Source organism: Flavobacterium anhuiense (genome assembly GCF_050990855.1).
GTDB classification, from domain to species: Bacteria; Bacteroidota; Bacteroidia; order Flavobacteriales; family Flavobacteriaceae; genus Flavobacterium; species Flavobacterium anhuiense_C.
Genome location: NZ_CP158861.1, coordinates 979,754 through 999,855, shown reverse-complemented (window position 1 = coordinate 999,855; position 20,102 = coordinate 979,754). Strand labels below are relative to the sequence as shown.

21 protein-coding genes are annotated in these 20,102 nt (G+C 34.2%); 8 read left to right on the top strand and 13 right to left on the bottom strand.

Annotated elements, in window-relative coordinates:
* The first annotated feature begins 99 nt into the window (after window positions 1-99).
* Entirely contained in the window at window positions 100-741 is a 642-nt protein-coding gene (locus ABTV69_RS04610) for a DUF1579 domain-containing protein (RefSeq protein ID WP_433834497.1), read from the top strand.
* Window positions 742-889: 148 nt separating this feature from the next.
* Entirely contained in the window at window positions 890-1,336 is a 447-nt protein-coding gene (locus ABTV69_RS04605; RefSeq protein ID WP_433834496.1) for a GNAT family N-acetyltransferase, read from the top strand.
* Window positions 1,337-1,409: 73 nt separating this feature from the next.
* Here ABTV69_RS04605 and ABTV69_RS04600 read toward each other — a convergent pair whose 3' ends face one another.
* From ABTV69_RS04600 to rnpA, 4 genes are all read right to left on the bottom strand, one after another.
* The gene (locus tag ABTV69_RS04600) at window positions 1,410-2,213 is read right to left on the bottom strand and encodes an OmpA family protein (RefSeq protein ID WP_433834495.1); all 804 of its coding nucleotides are present in this window, start codon (window positions 2,211-2,213) and stop codon (window positions 1,410-1,412) included.
* A gap of 3 nt (window positions 2,214-2,216) precedes the next feature.
* Complete coding sequence (locus ABTV69_RS04595) at window positions 2,217-3,854, bottom strand: S41 family peptidase (RefSeq protein ID WP_433834494.1); 1,638 nt, start codon at window positions 3,852-3,854, stop codon at window positions 2,217-2,219.
* A 2-nt stretch (window positions 3,855-3,856) separates the two neighbouring features.
* Entirely contained in the window at window positions 3,857-4,690 is an 834-nt protein-coding gene (locus tag ABTV69_RS04590) for a DUF4349 domain-containing protein (RefSeq protein ID WP_433834493.1), read from the bottom strand.
* Between the two features lie 70 nt (window positions 4,691-4,760).
* Window positions 4,761-5,165 carry a ribonuclease P protein component gene (rnpA, locus tag ABTV69_RS04585; protein WP_433834492.1) on the bottom strand — a complete coding sequence of 135 codons (405 nt, stop codon included), beginning with the start codon at window positions 5,163-5,165 and terminating at the stop codon, window positions 4,761-4,763.
* A gap of 125 nt (window positions 5,166-5,290) precedes the next feature.
* Here rnpA and ABTV69_RS04580 point away from each other — a divergent pair, with 125 nt between their 5' ends.
* The 3 genes from ABTV69_RS04580 (at window position 5,291) to ABTV69_RS04570 (ending at window position 7,882) form a co-directional block, all read left to right on the top strand.
* Entirely contained in the window at window positions 5,291-6,037 is a 747-nt protein-coding gene (locus ABTV69_RS04580) for a lysophospholipid acyltransferase family protein (RefSeq protein WP_433834491.1), read from the top strand.
* 46 nt (window positions 6,038-6,083) lie between these two features.
* Window positions 6,084-7,079 (top strand): acyl-ACP desaturase, encoded by a 996-nt coding sequence (locus tag ABTV69_RS04575; RefSeq protein WP_433834490.1) that lies wholly within the window; start codon window positions 6,084-6,086, stop codon window positions 7,077-7,079.
* Between the two features lie 149 nt (window positions 7,080-7,228).
* The gene (locus ABTV69_RS04570; RefSeq protein ID WP_433834489.1) at window positions 7,229-7,882 is read left to right on the top strand and encodes an HD domain-containing protein; all 654 of its coding nucleotides are present in this window, start codon (window positions 7,229-7,231) and stop codon (window positions 7,880-7,882) included.
* Between the two features lie 76 nt (window positions 7,883-7,958).
* On the opposite strand, the gene ABTV69_RS04565 is transcribed toward ABTV69_RS04570, so the two are convergent.
* The 6 genes from ABTV69_RS04565 to ABTV69_RS04540 all read right to left on the bottom strand — a co-directional run bounded on the left by ABTV69_RS04565 (window position 7,959) and on the right by ABTV69_RS04540 (window position 12,480).
* Window positions 7,959-8,876: an alpha/beta fold hydrolase gene (locus ABTV69_RS04565; protein WP_433834488.1), complete on the bottom strand. Its 918-nt coding sequence runs from the start codon at window positions 8,874-8,876 to the stop codon at window positions 7,959-7,961.
* Window positions 8,877-8,938: 62 nt separating this feature from the next.
* The gene (locus ABTV69_RS04560; RefSeq protein ID WP_433834487.1) at window positions 8,939-9,061 is read right to left on the bottom strand and encodes a hypothetical protein; all 123 of its coding nucleotides are present in this window, start codon (window positions 9,059-9,061) and stop codon (window positions 8,939-8,941) included.
* Between the two features lie 179 nt (window positions 9,062-9,240).
* Entirely contained in the window at window positions 9,241-9,366 is a 126-nt protein-coding gene (locus ABTV69_RS04555; RefSeq protein ID WP_433834486.1) for a FeoB-associated Cys-rich membrane protein, read from the bottom strand.
* A gap of 6 nt (window positions 9,367-9,372) precedes the next feature.
* Window positions 9,373-11,472: a ferrous iron transport protein B gene (feoB, locus tag ABTV69_RS04550; protein WP_433834485.1), complete on the bottom strand. Its 2,100-nt coding sequence runs from the start codon at window positions 11,470-11,472 to the stop codon at window positions 9,373-9,375.
* A complete protein-coding gene (locus ABTV69_RS04545; RefSeq protein WP_008465698.1) occupies window positions 11,472-11,711 on the bottom strand; it encodes a FeoA family protein in 240 nt (79 codons plus the stop codon). The genes feoB and ABTV69_RS04545 overlap by 1 nt, the downstream gene beginning before the upstream one ends.
* Before the next feature lie 103 nt (window positions 11,712-11,814).
* Window positions 11,815-12,480, bottom strand: a complete 666-nt coding sequence (locus ABTV69_RS04540; RefSeq protein WP_433834484.1) for an SCO family protein — start codon at window positions 12,478-12,480, stop codon at window positions 11,815-11,817.
* 226 nt (window positions 12,481-12,706) lie between these two features.
* Between ABTV69_RS04540 and ABTV69_RS04535 the strand changes: the two genes are divergently transcribed.
* On the top strand, window positions 12,707-14,764 hold the full coding sequence (locus ABTV69_RS04535) for a M13 family metallopeptidase (protein WP_433834483.1): 2,058 nt from the start codon (window positions 12,707-12,709) through the stop codon (window positions 14,762-14,764).
* Window positions 14,765-14,986: 222 nt separating this feature from the next.
* Here the strand turns inward: ABTV69_RS04535 and ABTV69_RS04530 are convergent, their stop codons facing one another.
* Together ABTV69_RS04530 and hemB are read right to left on the bottom strand one after the other, a co-directional pair.
* Window positions 14,987-15,385, bottom strand: a complete 399-nt coding sequence (locus tag ABTV69_RS04530; RefSeq protein WP_433834482.1) for a c-type cytochrome — start codon at window positions 15,383-15,385, stop codon at window positions 14,987-14,989.
* Between the two features lies 1 nt (window position 15,386).
* On the bottom strand, window positions 15,387-16,382 hold the full coding sequence (gene hemB / locus ABTV69_RS04525) for a porphobilinogen synthase (protein WP_433834481.1): 996 nt from the start codon (window positions 16,380-16,382) through the stop codon (window positions 15,387-15,389).
* A gap of 278 nt (window positions 16,383-16,660) precedes the next feature.
* Here hemB and ABTV69_RS04520 point away from each other — a divergent pair, with 278 nt between their 5' ends.
* Both ABTV69_RS04520 and ABTV69_RS04515 read left to right on the top strand, forming a co-directional pair.
* A complete protein-coding gene (locus tag ABTV69_RS04520; protein ID WP_433834480.1) occupies window positions 16,661-17,293 on the top strand; it encodes a hypothetical protein in 633 nt (210 codons plus the stop codon).
* Window positions 17,294-17,296: 3 nt separating this feature from the next.
* Window positions 17,297-19,144, top strand: coding sequence for a hypothetical protein (locus ABTV69_RS04515; RefSeq protein ID WP_433834479.1), 1,848 nt, complete (start codon window positions 17,297-17,299; stop codon window positions 19,142-19,144).
* 47 nt (window positions 19,145-19,191) lie between these two features.
* Here ABTV69_RS04515 and ABTV69_RS04510 read toward each other — a convergent pair whose 3' ends face one another.
* Window positions 19,192-20,079, bottom strand: coding sequence for a fructose bisphosphate aldolase (locus ABTV69_RS04510; RefSeq protein WP_433836673.1), 888 nt, complete (start codon window positions 20,077-20,079; stop codon window positions 19,192-19,194).
* Window positions 20,080-20,102 lie beyond the last annotated feature (23 nt).

Genomic DNA, 20,102 nt, shown 5'->3' with positions numbered 1-20,102 from the left:
AACATGAAACCTGAAACATGAAACCTCAAACCTGAAATAAAATAAAACAAACAATTTTTTTTGTATTTTTATTTGTAACAAACGTAAAAACAAATAGTTATGAAAAAATTAACCGCAACCTTAGCAATAATATCCATGTGTTTTATTTCTTGCAAAAAAGAAGTAAAGCCAGAAGACACAACCACAACACCAACAGATTCTGTAAAAACCGAAGAACCTGTTGCTGAAGCGCCAGTAGATTCTGCAGCACAAATGAAGGCTTGGCAAGAATACGCAACGCCTAGTAATCCACATAAATTAATGGCAGATGAAGTCGGAACTTGGAACTGCGATATGACATTTTGGTCTGATGCCAATGCAAAACCTGAAAAAGGAACTACAACGGCTGAAATTAAAATGATTTTGGGAGGACGTTTTCAAGAAGCAATCTATAAAGGTACGATGATGGGACAGCCATTTGAAGGCAAAAGTACTATAGGTTATAATAATGCAACTAAAGAATTTAACTCTACTTTTATTGATAATATGGGAACAGGAATGATGATTACCGTAGGAAAGTATAATGAAAGCAATAAAAGCATTGACTATAAAGGCGAAATGCCCGATCCTGTAACGGCAAAAAATACAGCATTTCGTGAAGTCTATACCATTGTAGATCAAAAGACGAGAAAAATGGAAATGTATGACACCAAAAACGGATCTGAGTATAAAAGCATGGAAATCATAATGACTAGAAAATAGTTTTTTCTAAGTGACAAAGTTACAAAGTGGCAAAGGCACAAGTTTAAAGCTTCGTGCCTTTTTGATTTCTATAAGAAACTTTAGCGCAGCTAAAAAAATAATATAACTTCGCGTCTTAGTGCCTTCGTGGCAAAAAACAAAAAGGAGAATGGAATTAAAATGGAAAATAAAGCCTTTTGAGGCATTAACTGTTCATGAGTTATATGATTTGCTCAGATTGCGAAGCGAAATCTTTGTAGTCGAACAAAATTGCGTCTATTTAGACCTTGATGGCAAAGACAAGAAAGCTTTGCACTTATTGGGGGAGTTTGAAGGTAAAATTGTAGCGTATTCACGCTTATTTGATGCCGGAATAAGTTTCGATAATGCTTCTATAGGAAGAGTAACTGTAGATGCCAATTATCGGGATCAAAAATGGGGACATGAATTAATGCGCCAAGCAATTGCCGAAATTAAATCCAGTTTTGGAAAAGATAAGATAACTATTGGCGCACAGTTATATCTGAAGAAATTCTACGAAAGCCATGGTTTTGTTCAAACGAGCGAGATGTATTTGGAAGACGATATCCCGCACATTGAAATGATCAGAGAATAATTAGAAAGTTAGGAGATCGGTAAGATCTTTAGCGAATAAGCTAGAAACTCAGTACCTTAGCACCCTAAAAAAACTAAATTTTAGTAATCACAAACTCCACACGTCGATCGTAATTATCACCTTTTCCTAAAGGATATCTATTGCCGCAGCCCATATAGGTCATGCGGCTTTTTGATATTTTTCGAGACATTAGATAATGAAAAACCGTTTTTGCTCGATTCCAAGAAAGTCTTCTTTCTTTGGTATCTCTATCAATTCCATCGGTGTAAATTTCTGGAGTACAGCAAACATGGCCACGTATTTCAAAATTAAGATTCCTGTGATTTTGAAGTGTAATAGCAATTTTATCTAGTTCTTTTTTGGAGGTCAGTGTTAATTTAGCACTTCCAATATCAAACAAAATAGATTCAAGACAGACTTTATCGCCAACTTTTAAATTGTCTTTAAAGGAAGAATGAATCCCTTTGCCGAAACTATTTTTTTTAACCAAAATCAAGTCAACCCGCCGATTTCGAAGACGTGTTTCGTACAGATTCTCTACCGTATCTGCTTTTACAACAACACGCCCTTTTCCTTCCAGAATAACAATTTTACTTTGATTGAACCCTTTTTTGATCAATAGATTTTGAATCGTATTGGCTCGATTATTAGACAATCTAAAGTTATACTCATCGTTTCCACGATCATCACAATAGCCATAAATCTGTATAGACTCTACCTTCGAAGTGTCCATGTTTTTTATAAAACTCGAAACCACATTGATTTGCTTATCTGTCAAATCATATCTGTCAAATTCAAAATAAATAGTTTCAACAGGTTTTTGCTGTGCGTTTACTGTATAATATGAAAAAAGAATCAGGGCTAGAGTTATCTTCATTCACTACATTTTTAAAATCGTTTTATATTCTGTCTGGTTATTTAATACACTAACTGCTCTTTTAATTTCTGAATTGTTTTTTAGATAATACTGATACAAACCTTCTTGATATTGATACCTTTTTATCAATTCTTCCAAAATCATGTTTTTGATTTCTTTTTGGTTTTTGTCCAGTAAAGTCGTTTCGCTTTTTTCTAAAGCATTCAACAATTGCTGATATTCGGCAGTGATGGTCTCATCAATTTTTTCTTTTTTAGCTGCAGCTAAAGTATTTTTCAAAGCCACTTCGGTTTCGGTATCAAAGGTGATTTTGTTGGTTTTCAAATATTGTTTGAAAGCCGCATAATCAGCATCTGAAATAGTTGGGATCTTATCTCCCAAATTCGGGTTTTTATAATAATAGCTTGTTGCATAATCAAAAACACCATCATTTTTGGTTAATGCAGTAGCAATTGGACTTATTTTGGTTTCTTCCAGTTCGATATCTGGCAAAACACCGCCTCCGTCATAAACCGTTCTGCCTTTTCTGGTTTTAAAAGCATTGAAGTTTTTAGCTTCTGTCTTTTGAGCTACACCATTTTTATCTTTATGCGCATAATCCAAAGCTTGAATGCAACGGCCAGAAGGTGTATAATATCTAGAAATGGTTACTTTCAATTGAGTTCCGTACGTTAAATCAACAGAACGCTGCACCAAACCTTTTCCAAAACTTCTGCTTCCTAAAATAACAGCGCGATCTAAATCTTGCAAAGCACCCGAAACAATTTCAGAAGCCGAAGCACTTCTTCCGTTTACTAAAATTGCCAAAGGAATCTCAGTATCAACTGGTTCTTTCTGTGTTTTATAGGTGTTGTTATGTTTCTCAATTCTAGATTTTGTCGTTACTATAACTTCATTCTTCGGAACAAATAAATTGCAGATATCAATGGCTTCGTTTAATAAACCTCCAGGATTTCCACGTAAGTCCAAAACAATTTGTTTAGCGCCATCGGCTTTTAGTTTTTCAAGAGCTTCTTTTACTTCGGCAGATGCTTTTCTGCTAAAATGCGCTAAAACAATATAACCGGTTTTATCATCAATTTTTCCGTAAAAAGGAACCGATTTAATATCGACTTCATCCAAAACCAAAACAGTCGTGTTCGGTTTTCCTTGACGAAGATATTTGATATTAATTTTCGTGTTTTTTGTTCCTTTCAATAATTGAGAGGCGTCGTCTTTAAAATCGGCGATTAAAACATCTCCAATTTGAATGATTTCGTCTCCCGCTTTAAGTCCTGCTTTATCTGCTGGATAATTTTTATAAGGTTCCCGAACAATCAAGCGATCGTTTTTTCTAGAAATTAAAGCACCAATTCCGGTGTATTCGCCAGTATTATTGATTTTGAAATTAACAACATCTTGCTCATTAAAATAAACCGTGTACGGATCCAGACTAGCCAACATGCTCTTAATTGCCTTATCCATCAAGTCTCCTGGATTAGTTTCGTCTACATAATTGGTATTTACTGCTTTAAATAATGTTGTGAAAATTTCGATCTGTTTGGCAATTTCAAAAAAATCTTCTTTAAAACTGGTTCCAACAAACAACATTCCCGCCGCAGCGACTGGTATAATAAATTTCTTCTTGAAATACGGATACATGATTATTCTTTTTTTCTTCTTTTTAATCTTCTTCTAATAAAATAGGCAAATACGACAAATAAAATTACAAACGGCCAAACGCTGATTAAGGAAATTAAAAAGTCGGATAAACTAAAGAATCCGGATTTAATTGCATTCCATATTTTTGAACCGTAGGATATTTTAATACCTTCTTTTTGGGCCACTGTTTTATAAAAGTCAATAGTGACTGTACTTTCAGAAACTCGACTTTCTAAATATTTTAGCTGACCTTCTTTCGATTCTATTTCTTCTCGAATAGCTGAAATTTGTTTTTCAATTTCTAAAATTTCGCTGACTTTCGTTGCTTTCTGTAATATTTGAAGGTAACGCTCTTCAAGCTTTTTCTTTGTGTTTAATCTCGAAGTCAGGTCAATAAATTGTTCTGTAACATCTTCGGCTGAGATATTTTTTACTTCAAAATAAGAAACACCTTTTGAAACATCATTTATAAAACGATCAAAATTCTGACTTGGTACTTTTATGGTAAGACTTCTGTATACACTATTATAATCTTTTCCTTCAGAATCGTTTATGATTCTTGCTCTATTGCTTGAAACGGCATTTTGAATTTGCTTGAAAGTGCGGTCTAAATTATCAGTTTCGAATCGTAGAGATGCTTGCTTAATTATTTTCTGCGGAATCTTAGGCGACGGCTCGCTTATATCCTTATCTTTTCTATTATACTCACTCGCTCCAGCAGGAGGTGGAGGTGGAACCATTACAGCACTTACTGCAAGATCTTTGCTTTCAGCTTCTGATTTGCTGCATCCAGAAAGCATTATAAATAAGAAAAATAAAAAGAAAATATGTCGCATAAAATTTCAATTTAGAGCTAAAACTACGATTTTTTTGCCTAACTTGATTAATAATCTTACTTTTTGAAATTTATGCTTCTGTTTTTGTTTCAGAATCTAGAGGTTTGTTGATTTGAGCAGTAAATTTCTCAAACAGCTGAATCATTTTGGTATTGATTTCATGGTAAGACAAACGATCTTTGGTTTGGTAAAAAAGCATAATCGAATACGACTGATCCAGATTCTCCAGAAGTAAATGTTTGTTCAATCGATAGGTTTCTCTCAAAACTCTTTTGAAGTAATTTCGATCAACTGCTTTTTTGAAGTATTTCTTTGAAACCGAAACACCTATCTTGGTTTGTTCTTCTGAATTTTCTTCCGCTTGACGGTAAACCAAACGAAGCGGATATTTAGACACCGATTTGCCCTCAGAAAATAATAATCCAATGGTGGTTTTGCTTTTTAAACGCTCGTTTTTAGGGTAAGTAAAGTTCATTTAATTCAGAAAAGATTTGCAAATTCTAGTGCAAAGGTACAATTAAACCAGAAAAACAGTTATTGTTTTCAATTTTAATAAGTCTAAAAATATATTTACTACTTTTGCGCATTAATTTTTGAAGCATGGAAAAAATTATTTCTTATCCAATATCGGTAATTTACTATTTATTATTTGGTTTGTGTTTGGCTGTTTTTCACCCAATTCAGTGGATTTGTTTAAATGTTTTTGGTTACCAGGCTCACAAAAAAAGTGTCGATTATTTAAATTTCTGCCTTTTAAAATGTACTAATCTTGTAGGAACAAGATATACAATTGAAAACGTAGACACGGTTCCGAAAGGTGTGCCAATTATTTTTGTGGCGAATCACCAAAGTATGTACGATATCGTGGCAATGATTTGGTATTTTAGACGTTTTCATTGTAAATTTGTAAGTAAGAAGGAGTTAGGTAGCGGAATTCCGAGTGTTTCTTATAATTTGAAACATGGTGGATCGGTACTTATTGACCGTAAAGACCCTAAACAAGCCATACCAGTTATTAAAGGCTTGTCTGAATATATCGAAAAAAACACAAGATCTGCCGTTATTTTTCCAGAAGGAACAAGAAGTAAAACGGGAGTGCCGAAAGAATTTGCGCAAAGCGGTTTAAAGATTTTATGCAAATATGCACCATCAGCATATGTTGTACCCGTAAGTATCAATAATTCTTGGAAAATGGTAAAATTTGGTTTTTTTCCTGTTGGTTTAGGAAATCATCTGAAGTTTACAGCTCATCCAGCCTTGGCTGTCAAAGATTATAAATTTGAAGAGCTGATGGAGATTACTGAAAAAGCAGTTAAAGAAGGAATAAATGAATATAAACAGGTTTAAGTTTTAGTTCCGAGCTAAAACGTAAAACCCAAATCTATAATAAGTAATGTCTATAAAAAACATTAGATTAGAAGTAATGCAGTTTTTGGAAAAAAACGTGGATAGCTTCGTTGAACAGTATTTAATTCCAGTGGAAAAAATTTGGCAGCCGTCGGATTTCTTACCAGATTCTCAAGGAGAAAACTTCTTTGAAGAGGTAAAAGAATTACGTGAGATTGCTAAAGAACTTCCGTACGATTTCTGGGTTACGCTTGTTGGTGACACCATCACTGAAGAAGCTTTGCCTACATATGAGTCATGGTTAATGGATGTAGAAGGAATTGATCAAACCGAAGGAAACCAAGGAAACGGTTGGGCTAAATGGGTTAAACAATGGACTGGAGAGGAAAACCGCCACGGTGATCTTTTAAATAAATACTTGTATTTGTCTGGTCGTGTGAACATGCGCGAAATCGAAATGACGACGCAGCATTTGATCAACGACGGTTTTGATATTGGAACTGGAACTGACCCATACAAAAACTTTGTATATACTAGTTTTCAGGAATTAGCAACTTACGTTTCGCACAATAGAGTGGCGCAAATGGCTAAGAAATTTGGCGATAACAAGTTGTCTAAAATGTGTAAAATGATTGCTGGTGATGAAATGCGTCACCACCATGCTTATAGCGAATTTGTAAATAGAATTTTCCAAGTAGATCCAAGCGAAATGATGTTGGCGTTTCAATACATGATGAAACAAAAAATCGTTATGCCGGCTCACTTTCTGAGAGAATCTGGTCAAAAGATCAGTACAGCTTTCGAACAGTTCTCAGATTCAGCACAGCGTATAGGTGTTTACACCGCAAACGATTATGTTGAAATTATGCAGAAACTAATCAACAAATGGGAAATTGATAAAATTTCTAATTTGACTGATGAAGCTGAGAAAGCTCGTGATTACTTAATGAAATTACCAGCCCGTATGGCCAAGGTCTCTGAAAGAATTGTAATTCCAAAAGAATCTCACATTTTTAAATGGGTAGAACCAGCGAGATTGTAGATTTCTGATTTAGATTGGAATTTTTAGATTTGAAATTTCATTAACAGCAACAATGTTGCTTTAAATTTAAAATAAACATATTTGTTGATTGTTGAAGACTTAAAAATCTTTGACAATCAACTTTTTTTATAAACTGTAAAAACTTTTGTATGAGCCATTCAGCATTAATTATTAAAACCATTGCTTTTGTAAAAGAAAAACTAAACAACGCCGAAGGTGGACATGATTGGTTTCATATTGAGCGAGTTTATAAAAATGCCTTGCTTATAGCTAAAGAAACAGAATGCGATCTTACAGTAGTACAATTGGGAGCGTTATTGCATGACATTGCCGATAGTAAATTTCATAACGGAGATGAAACTATTGGGCCAAAAACAGCGCGAGCGTTTTTAGAGGCTCAAAATGTTTCTGAGGATATAATTCTCCATGTTGTCAATATCATTGAAAATATCTCTTATAAAGGCGGGAATTTTGAAAGAAAGTTCTCTTCGATCGAATTGGATGTTGTACAGGATGCTGATCGTTTAGATGCAATTGGTGCAATTGGCGTAGCAAGAGCTTTTAATTACGGCGGATTTAAAAATCGAGCGTTATACAATCCAGAAATTGCCCCTGTAACCAACATGACAAAAGAAGAGTATAAAAACAACAACGCTCCAACGATAAATCATTTCTACGAGAAGCTTTTACTTTTAAAAGACAAAATGAATACCAAAAAAGGACAAGAAATTGCAGCCGAAAGACACCGATTTATGGAATCTTTCTTAGCTCAGTTTTACGCCGAATGGGAAGGGCTGAAGTAGTATTCGGTCTCCAGTTTTCAGTCTCATTATCTAGTTCTAATATTCAGAAGCAAGTCTTTCTTCTTGCTTCTTTCCTCTATTTTTTCAAAACAAATCCCTCAACGGCATTCTTAAATTCTTTGTTCTGTTCGTAATACAAAATATGCCCGCCATTAATGATTTTAACTTCTTGGTTTGGAAATTTAAATAGTTTATAATGATCTGGACCAATGTTGTTGTCTTTAGTTCCTGAGATTACTAAAGTCGGAACTTTAATAGAAGCCGTTTCTTTTGTAAAATCACTAAAATATAATGGACCGCTCAATGCGTGTTGTGCAAACGCAGAGTTTCTTTTTTCGCTGTTATCAATACTATCCAATTTTTCGACATTAGTTCTATTGTCAGACAACATTTTATAATCTAAATCGGCTTTTTTAATTTTTGTTTTAGCCTCAAAAAAAGTGTTTAAAATCGAATTTTTGTCTTTTACAGGAAAATCTTCTCCAAGAGTTTTACCCATAAATGCAATCTGATTCAAAAGGGAATCGTTAATATCGAGTGTAGAATTCAGTAAAATTAATCCTTTTACATGCTGAGGATATTTTTCGGCATATTTAGTTGCTAGAATTCCGCCAAAAGAATGTCCCATTACAAACACTTTTGAAGCTTTAAGAGAAGCACGGATTTCTTCAATATCATCAATCATTCTATCCATGCCGTAATTATTATCGGCAGGAGATCCAGATCTGCCGCATCCTCTTTGGTCAAAGTAGCACATCTTTAATTTGTCTTCCAAGACATTTCCGCCAAATTCTTCAAAAGACTTGCTCCATGCACCTGGGCCGCCATGTACGAATATGCAGATTTCACCTTTTCCGGAAACTTTCAAAAATAGCGGAACTCCGTCAGAAGTTAAAAAAGTAGTTTTTTTTTCTTGTTTAAGATTAGTTTTGGTTTGTCCGATTCCAATTTGTACAAAAAACAATAATAAAATAGACAGAAAAGGGATTTTCATTTTGATATATTTTTTGCTGTTTAAACGATATAAAAGTATAATTAAAACAGCAGAGAAAAAATCTAAATATTGTTTTTCATTACCCAATACGTAATAATTGTAGCACAGAAAAAACCTATTGTAAACCAAAGTAATCGAGCAACTCGATTGTCCCGTACTATTTCCATTCTATCTTCTTGTGTCATTTTTTGATCAATTTTAGATGGCAAAAATAATTTTAGAAAATATACGAATAGGTTACTTTTGGTTTTTAAAGTAACATAATAAGACATTTTTAAATAAAAAAAGCTTCAAATTGAATTAAATTCAATTTGAAGCTTTTTCACTTTGTACCCATGAACCTTTGCGCCTTTGTCTCTTAAAATTAAGAACATCCACAATCAGTTCCTCCGCCACAATCTTTCTTCTTTTTGGATTTAAAAAAGAATTTTTTGATTAGAAAAACAACCGCAATTCCTAATATCGCAAAGGCTATAATTTCTTGAAACATAACTTTTTATTTTAAAAGTTGGTACGCAATTAATGCGGTAAAATAAGCTAATCCGCTCATAAAGACCAACTGCATAGCAGGCCATTTCCACGAATTGGTTTCCTTTTTTGTAATGGCCAATGTACTGGCACACTGCATGGCAAAAGCATAAAACAGCAATAAAGAAATTCCAGTTGCAAAGTCAAATACTTTTTTGCCTGTATCTGGACGAATTTCTGCCTGCATTTTGCTTTTTATCGTCGATTCGTTATCAGTATCTCCTACGCTATAAATAGTTGCTAGCGTTCCAACAAAAACTTCACGCGCTGCAAACGAACTGATTAAGGCAATTCCGATTTTCCAATCGTAACCTAAAGGTTGAATGGCTGGTTCAATCGCACGCCCCATTAATCCGATATAGGAGTTTTCTAACTTTTGAGAATTAACTTCATTTTCAAATTGTGTTTCATCCAAAGTCGTATTGGCAAATCTTTCTTTTACGATAGCCTCTGCTTCGTTAAATTCTTTTCCAGGACCGTATGAAGCCAAGAACCAAAGAATAACAGAAATGGCTAAAATGATTTTACCAGCGCCAACAATAAACGCTTTGGTCTTTTCTACTACATTAATTCCAACATTTTTGAAAAGTGGCATTTTATAGCTAGGCATTTCAACCACAAAATAAGTTTTAGATTCTAGTTTTAAAACTTTATTTAAAATATAAGCAGATAGAATTGCCATGAAGAAACCTAAGACGTACAACGCCATTAAGGTTAATCCTTGAAGATTTAAAACCCCAAAAACACGTTTGCTCGGAATCACAAGCGAAATGATAATAGCATAAACAGGTAATCTTGCAGAACAAGTCGTGAATGGCGTTACTAAGATGGTAATAAGGCGTTCTTTCCAGTTCTCAATATTTCTCGTAGCCATAATTGCGGGAATAGCACAGGCAGTTCCTGAAATTAAAGGCACTACACTTTTTCCTGAAAGTCCAAACTTGCGCATGATTTTATCCATCAAGAATACCACACGGCTCATATAGCCGCTTTCTTCTAAAATCGAAATAAATAAAAATAAGAAGGCAATTTGCGGAATGAAAATAATAACACCACCAATTCCCGGAATAATTCCTTGAGAAAGCAAATCGGTTAAAATTCCGCTTGGAAGTTCTGTCGCAACCCAACTGCTCAAAGAAGCAAAAGTGTTGTCAATAAAATCCATTGGAATGGTTGACCAACTGAAAATCGATTGGAAAATCAAGAAAAGAATTGCAAAAAAGATAACGTAACCAAAAACTTTATGCGTTAAAACGCGGTCAATTTTGGCACGAATGTCTTTTGCCATAGAAGCATCAACTTTTAAACCTTCTTTTAAAACATCATTGATAAACTGATATCTTTTGATAGTTTCTTTTTGCTGCAAACGCTTTAATTCGGAATGCGATTTGGTAAAAGTGCCTCGTATTTCGTTACGGTCTAAATTCAAGAAATTGACATCTTGCGTAATTACCAGCCACAATTTGTACATCAATTGATTTGGAAATGCTTTTTGTAATTTTTCAAAATATTCTGGATCAATTACAGATGCGTTTAAGCAAGGTTCGTGTGTAATATTTTTATAAGAAACAATCAATTCTTTTAATTCTTCGATTCCTAAACCTTTGCGCGAACTTACTAATGCAATTTTTGTTTTTAGTTTGTCTTCTAAATACGGAATGTCTAAGGAAATTCCTTTGCGCGCCATACGGTCAGACATATTTATGACCAAAATCGTCGGAATCTCTAAATCTTTTATTTGAGTGTAGATTAGTAAATTTCGTTTCAGATTTTCAACATCGGTTACAACTACCGCTACATCTGGATATAATTTATCGTTTTTATTTAGTAAAAGCTCGATTACCACACTTTCGTCCATCGAACTAGCGTTTAAGCTATAAGTTCCTGGTAAATCTAGAATATTCGCTTTTACATTATTGGGTAATTTGCAGAATCCGATTTTCTTTTCAACGGTAATTCCAGGATAATTCCCGACTTGTTGGTTAAGACCTGTTAATTGATTGAAAACAGAAGTTTTTCCGGTATTTGGATTTCCGATAAGGGCAACATTGATATTCTGAACGCTCATTACAAATTGGTTTTGATAAGTTCAACTTCAATTTCACGAGCGGTTTCAATACGAATGGCAACATGGGAACCATTAATGTCTAAATATAATGGATCACCAAAAGGAGCCACCTGTAACAATTCAACTAAACTGCCAGGAAGACAACCCATTTCTAATAATTTCAGTGGAATAAGATCGATATCAAAATCTTTGATAATGGCTTTTTCGCCTTTTTTCAGAGTGTGTATTGTATTTTGCAAGCTTATTTAGATTGAATTTAGATTGCAAAAGTAGGCAATTATTCTTTATTTCAAGGCATTTAACACTTCCACAAATGCTAAAAGTTTCTAAAAATAAGGGATTTTAGTCTTGAGATAAGAATTCGATGTCTTCTAGAAGGCGTTTTACATCTTCTTTATTCGTTCCGTCATAAAAACCTCTAACGCGACGCTTTTGATCGACCAAAACAAAATTCTCTGTATGCACCATATCATACAGCTGATCTGGTCTTCCCAATTTCACAGCCAAATACGATTTTCTGGCCATCGTGTAGATTTCTTTTTTATCGCCAGTAACCAGATTCCATTTGCTGTCTACAACACCATATTTTATAGCATAAGCTTTTAAAACAGAAACGCTGTCGACCTCTGGAAAAACGGTATGAGAAAGCAACATTACTTTCGGATTGTTTAAAACAGCTTTCTGAACATCAACTAAATTGGTAGACATTTTTGGACAGATCGATCCGCAAGTGGTAAAGAAGAAATCGGCAACATAAATTTTTCCTTCGTAATTTTTTTGAGTAATCGTATCGCCATTTTGATTGATAAAGGAGAAATCGGCAATGGTGTGGTACTTGCTTTTATATTGAATCGTACTGTCTACTAATTCAGGATTTACATCGGCCGGATTGTAAATTGGAAGTGTCTTTTTTGGTTTCAATGCCGAGTAAAACAAAGATATTGTAACAACCGAAAATACTATTAGAACAATAAAGAATTTGCGGTATTTATATAAAAGCGATTTCATAAAAATAATTTGGCGCAAAAATACAAAAAGCAGATTTTAAAAACTTTACTGAGTTATTTTTTTAACAGGCTTTTGTAACATTTACTGAGTATCGCAGACAAATACATCAGTGCTAATTTTCTATTTGTGAAATTTATCTGTCTTTTTGGTTTTATAGTTAGAATTTTAACACATTTTTTGAAATAATAACAATATGTTTGTATTTTCCCTTAAACTATAAATTTTTATGAAAAAACAATTTGCTAAACCTGTGTTTGGTGTGATATCTGCAATGTTTGCAATAACTGCAGCTCAAGCTCAAACAGCGCCAAAAGAGCCAGGTATTAATGTATCTTATATGGATACGAAAATCAGCCCAAGTCAGGATTTTTTCAAATATGTAAACGGAACTTGGTTAGAAAAAACAGAAATTCCAAGTGATCGTACGACATGGGGAAGTTTTAATGAGCTGATTAAGAAAACTGACAAAGATGTGATGGCAGTTTTACAAGATGCTTCAAAAAATCCAAAGTACAAATCTAATACAGATCAAGGAAAAGCAGTTAATCTGTATAATACGTATTTAGATTCTGTTGGAAGAAATAAAAAAGGAATTGAGCCATTAAAGCCATACTTGAAAAAAATCGATGCAATTAAAAACATTGCTGATGTACAGAAATATTTGGTTGAAATGGAAAAAGAAGGAAACGCTGGTTTCTTCGGAATTTATATTGGAGCTGATGATAAAGACAGTTCTAAAAACTCTGTAAATTTGGGACCAAGCCAATTAGGACTTCCTGATAAAGATTACTATACTTCTGACGATAAAGATTCTAAAGACAAACGTGCAAAATACGAATTGCATGTTGCGAGAATGCTTCAGTTTATTGGACAATCTCCAGAAAAAGCAAAACAAAGTGCTGCTGAAATTTTGGCTCTTGAAACAGAATTGTCAAAACCAAGATTAAACAGAGTTGAAAGAAGAGACAGCCGTTTGCAATACAACCCAATGACAGTTGCTGAACTTCAAAAGTTAACCCCGTCAATCAAATGGAATGAATATTTTACTGGTTTAGGAATTACTAAATTAGATAATGTAATTGTTTCTGAGCCTAAATATATGACGGCTTTAGAAACTGTTTTCAAAGAAAACAAAGTTGCACAATGGAAAGAATACCTAAAATGGGATTTATTAAACAATGCTGCTAGTAAATTAACAACAGCAATTGATGATGCTAATTTCGATTTTTACAGCAAAACTTTAAGAGGTGCAATTAAACAACTTCCTGCAGATGAAAGAGCACTTTCTGTTGTAAATCGCAGTGTTGGTGAAGCTTTAGGTAAATTATATGTAGAGAAAGTTTTTCCTGCTGAAGCAAAAACGAAAGCTCTTGATATGATTCATAATGTTATTACAGCTTACCAAAACCGTATTAACAATTTGACTTGGATGTCTAAAGACACAAAAGCAAAAGCAATTGAAAAGTTGAATAAAATTACCATTAAAGTTGGATATCCAGATAAATGGAAAGATTATTCTGCTTTAACAATCAAGAGTATTGCTGAAGGTGGAACTTATTTTGATAATACTAAAAATATTGCACTTTGGAATTTCCAAAAAAGCATTGAAAAATTAGGTAAGCCTGTTGATAAAACAGAATGGCATATGTCTCCTCAAACGGTAAATGCTTACTACAATCCGTCTTATAACGAAATTGTATTTCCAGCTGCAATTTTACAGCCGCCTTTTTATAATTATCAAGCTGACGAAGCAGTGAATTACGGAGGAATTGGAGCAGTAATCGGTCATGAAATCTCTCACGGATTTGATGATTCTGGTGCGCGCTACAATGCAGAAGGAAATTTGGTTGACTGGTGGACAGAAGACGATTTGAAACAATTTACTGCCCTTGGAACAGATTTAGCCAATCAATACAGCGCTCTTGAGCCGTTGCCAGGAATTCACGTTGATGGTAAATTTACTTTAGGTGAAAATATTGGAGATTTAGGCGGAATTAATGCGGCTTTTGATGGTTTGCAATTGTATTTGAAAGCGCACGGAAGCCCAGGTTTAATTGATGGATTTACACCAGAGCAGCGTTTCTTTATTTCTTGGGCTACTGTTTGGAGAACTAAATCAAGAGACGAAGCGATCAAAAATCAAGTGAAAACAGATCCGCACTCTCCTGGAATGTATAGAGCGTATGTGCCAATTCAGAATGTTGATGCTTTCTACAAAGCTTTCGATATCAAGAAAGGGGATAAAATGTATGTTGAACCAGAAAATAGAGTTAAAATCTGGTAATCAAATTTAATGATAAAAAAAGCGGCGGTTTCGAATTTCGAAACCGCCGCTTTTTTATTGTTTTATTCGTTTTTTTTAACTTGAGGTAGTTGTCATTCCGTAGGAATGTTTGGTCGGTAGAAAAAAATATTCGCGCCGCATTATTTGCGTTCCTCTGGAACGTATATGCATATCATGTCATTTTTTGCTACCAACGAAATGTTCCTACGGGACATGCAATTATTATTTCAAATGACTGTAAATGTACGTTTCAATTGCTTTTAATTCTTCATCAGACATTGCTTGAGTAATCGCAAAATTGGTTTTCATAACCTCAAACTGACTTGGGTCAACAATTGGTTCTGCATTTCCTTTTAAGAAGCTCACAATATTGCCATTTTTGTCTTTGTATATTTTGGCAATTTCTTTAATGCTCGGTCCAACCACTTTTTGATCGGGCTGGTGGCAAGCAAAACAATTTCCAGTGCTTTCAAATATTTGCTTTCCTAATTCTTCTGGAGTTTTGGCTTTTGCCGATTCTCCTTCAGAAACAGTTTCGGTTGCTGTGCTTGGAGGCTCAGTACCTTCTTTTTTACAAGAAGCAAAAGCTAAAACAGCAGCTAAAAATAAAACTTTTTTCATCTTATTTCTTTAAAAGTATTGCCGCTTCTTTAGCAAAATAAGTAGAAATAAGATTAGCTCCCGCACGTTTAATGCACATTAATTGCTCCATCATAATCTTATCGTTATCTAGCCAACCTCTTTCAGATGCTGCTTTGATCATCGCATATTCACCCGAAACTTGATACACCGTTACTGGAACATGTACTGTGTTTTTAATTTCGCGCACAATATCCAAATAAGCAATTCCTGGTTTTACCATAACCATGTCTGCACCTTCTTCAACATCAGACAATGCTTCTTTAATGGCTTCGATACGGTTCGCATAATCCATTTGATAGGTTTTTTTATCTTTTGGGACAGCAACATCAGCTTCTTTTGGAGCAGAATCTAAAGCATCTCTAAACGGACCATAAAAAGCCGAAGCATATTTTGCAGAATAACTCATAATGCCAACATTCTGGAATCCTGCAGCGTCTAAACCTTCGCGAAGGCGTAAAACACGACCGTCCATCATATCGCTTGGCGCAACAAAATCGGCGCCAGCTTCTGCGTGAGAAACCGCCATTTTTACTAAAGCATCAACAGTGCTGTCATTTTCCACATCACCATTTTTTATAATTCCGTCATGACCGTAGATTGAATAGGGATCTAAAGCTACATCTGGCATTACAATCATTTCTGGACAAGCCGCTTTTATGGCACGAATGGCTTGCTGCATTAATCCGTTTGTGTTCCAAGCTTCTTTTCCAGTATTGTCTTTGAGGTTCTCGCTAACTTTTACATAAATATTAACGGCGCGAATTCCTAAATCAAAAAGTTCTTTTACTTCTTCAACTGTTAAATCTATCGATCTTCTAAAAATTCCTGGCATCGATGGAATTTCGACTTTTACATTTTCGCCTTCAGCAATAAACATTGGAAACATAAAATCCGAAGGACTTAAACTGGTTTCGCGAACTAAAGAACGAATTGATTCATTTACTCTTAATCTTCTGCCTCTTTGTAATGGGAACATATAATTTTAGATTTTAGATTTTAGACTTTCGATTCTAATCGTATTTTTAACAGCTGATTGTAACCTTTGTTCTAAAACCGCAGTTGTTTTTTATTTTTTTTGAAGCTTTTGCTCCGTTTGTGTAAGTGCCGCAAAGTTAAAGAAAAAGTAACAAAATAAGCCGTTTAGCTGAGCTTAGAATCCGTTAATATTATCTAAAAATTTCGATTTTTTTGTGGTTTTAATTTAGAGTTTCATCAAAGTATGGTTTTTAAGAATATTCCATCTAAATTTGCAAAATGAAGAAAATTCTCGCTTTATTTTGCTGTCTGCTCTTAACAAGCTGTTTTGAGATTACAGAAAGAATCAAACACCATGACGATCAAAGTGGTGAATATACACTTATGGTTGATTTTTCGAAATCTTGGTTTAAGACCAAATCGGCTATTTGGTTGGAAGAAGTCGATGGAGTGAAAATTCCGAATGAACAGGAAATCACTGCAAAACTCTCCGATTTTAAAGTAAAAGCATTGAGAATTGATGGAATCTCAAATGTGACCACTAAAACAGATTTCCAGAATTATGTTTTCATTATCAAACTCAATTACGCGAATCTAAAAGCACTGAATGCCGTTGTCAATACGATAAACAATCAGCGTGACCAGATTCACTTTAGCGGAAGCGGTAAAACTTTCGAAAGAATTGCTTCCTATCCCGTTCCAGAAAAAGTGGTAAATGACCCAAAGAAAAAGAAAGATCTGGAAGAGGCTAATATTATTTCAATCTACACTTTCGATAAAGATATTCTGTCGGTAGACAATGCAAACAGTAAGATTTCTAAAAATAAAAAGACGGTTTTTTTAAAACAAAACATGTACAGCGTTTTTAAAAAATCGACATTAATGAATAATACAATCCAATTAACGCCTTGATTTATGAAGCATTTTTACACTTTAATTTTTCTATTCGCCACGTATTTTTCTTTTGGGCAGACTGTTCCAGAAAAATACGATTATTTTGTTCAATACAACGGAAATGAGCTTTCTAAGAAAGTAAGCACTGATGAGGTTTTAAATCATCCCGTATTAACCAAATACATTAGCAAAAAGCCTGATTTTGATCTTCGTAAATATGCGGATATTATTAAGTTGAATGAAAAAATTACGATTCATGGTAACTTCTTAGATTCAGTTCCTTTTTATCAAGTTACAATTCCTATAAAAAGCAAAGAAGCAGTTAGAAAATATTTAATCGAAAAGCAGGGTGCAAATGTAACGAACAGCGCCATTGAAGATTTTGGAAAATACGCAGTTTATACACCAAGTGGAGTAAAAAGATCATTTGTTTGGAACGAAAATTATTTGGTTGTTATTGAATTAACAAAACGTCTTCCTTCTAAATTTTATGATGCTGCAGCAACTTCAGCAGCAATGGATTCTGTTGCAATATCAGAGCCATATGAAGGAACAGTGGTTGAAGCACCAGTATATGGTGTTCCAATGGCTGATACATTAAAAATTGAAGAACCCGTTGCAGAAAATACGGACCCAATAGTATTTAATGAACCCGCTCAAGGCGATCACTTGTATGATGGAAACCCGTATGAAGAGTATACTGCTGAACAAGCAGCGTTTGATAAAAATTTAGCAGATAAACAGCGAGTAATCATAAAGGCATTATTTGAAAACGGATTTACACCGCCAAGTTCTTCAAAAATAAATGTTGCTGCAGATATTTCGACATGGGTAAATTATAGCGGATTTATGTCTAGTTTGTATTCCATGTACAATTATCCGCTTTCATTATTCGGAGGTTATGATAAATATCTGCCAATGCAGAAGAACTTCGGAAATTTTATAAAAGGAATCAATGTTGATTTTTATTTTGATAACGATAATGCCCGAATCGAAGAAGTGGTAGAATATTCTCCAGAGATTGCTAGTGTTGTGAGCAAAATTAGCAATCGAAAAATCAATAAAAATATCTTTAATTATTTCCCTACACAGAAACCTTTGGGTTATGTTTCGTATCATGCAAATACAAAAGCAGCACTTGAAAATTTTCCGTCGCTAATGACCGAATTATTTCAAAATCCAAAATTCGCCAAAGAAGATATCACGCTTATTACCGACTTAATTTCTACAATTGTTGATGAAGAAGCCACAGCAAAACTTTTTGATGGCGATTTAAGTGCGTTTTTATATGGTGTAAAAGATGTTGAGGTAATGACCAAAAAATATGGCTATGATGAAAATTATGAAGAGAAAATAACAGAGGAAAAAGTGAAAAAAGAAATTCCGCTGTTTTCTGTGATTTTTACCTCTACACATCCAACATTTGGAGATAAATTACTGCAAATGGGTGTTCGCAAAAAAGTATTGGTTCAAAACGGAAATGTTTACACCGTTGTGGGAACTCAGGAATATGATAACATTTTTATTTTAAAAGATAAAGATGTGGTAATTGTTGCCAATACAAAAGATTACTTTGGAGCGGGAAACGGATCTTTTATTAAAGAAACGAAGAAAAATTTAAGTAAAAACTACATTTCTGGAAAGCTGAATATTGGACAAACAGTGAAAACATTTGGCAAAAACGCAAAAGATTCAGAGTTGGATCGAATGGCTAAAATTTCTTCGCAGTTTTCTGATGTTTCGATTGAATCGCCTAAAAAGCTAATTGATAATAAATTAAAATTCGTTTTTAAACTAAATTCTTTTAAGTCGGATAAAAATATCATTATGCAGACTTTAGATTTAGCTGATGAAATGACTGCTAAATAATTGAAAACAAAAATCCCTGAAACACTTCAGGGATTTTTTTATGTTTTTTATTGAATGGAAGCTTCGTAAATCTCTTTAATCGAATTGCCTAATTGCGAATTAAATTCAGTGTCAGATTGTTCAGCGCTAAGTCCTTCCGATAAAGCTCTTGAAAAACTCGCAATCAATCCGTGATTTTCTGCCAGCTTTTGGTTGGCATCTTCTCTAGAATAGCCGCCAGAAAGCGCTACAACTCGAACCACATGAGGATCTGACATTAAATCGCTGTAAAAATTATTTACTGTCGGTATAGATAGTTTCAGCATTACTTTAACCTCTTTGTCCAAAGCATTAAGCTGTTTTTGGATTTCATCTTTCAAAATCTGTTCTGATTTTTCTTTATCAAAACTATAAATATCAACTTCAGGTTCAATTATTGGTACAAGTCCTTTTTTAAATATTTGAAGACCAACTTCAAATTGCTGTTTTACAACTTCTTGAATTCCCTTCGAATTGGCTTCTTTAATCACAGAACGCATTTTGGTTCCAAAAATTTTACGGTCTACAGCGCGATCTAGTAAGGTGTCTAAATTAGCAATAGGTTTCATCAGTTGAACGCCGTCTGCAAGTTCCGCAAGTCCCTTGTCTACTTTAAGAAATGGAATGATATGTTTTTTCTCCCAAAGATAATCTGCAGTCCATTGTCCGTCGATTTTTCTATCCATGGTGTTTTCAAACAAAATCGCACCCAATATATATTGGCTGTCAAAAGATGGACTTTTGATAATTCTAGTTCGCATTTCATGTACTAGCGTGTACATTTCTTCGTCGTTTGAATATTGATTTTCCTGAACACCGTATTGTAATAATGCCTTTGGTGTGCTTCCGCCACTTTGGTCCAATGCCGCAATAAAACCTTTTCCAGAATGCATGAGATTTAACTGTTCGCTGTTTATATTTTTCATAACAATGAATTTTA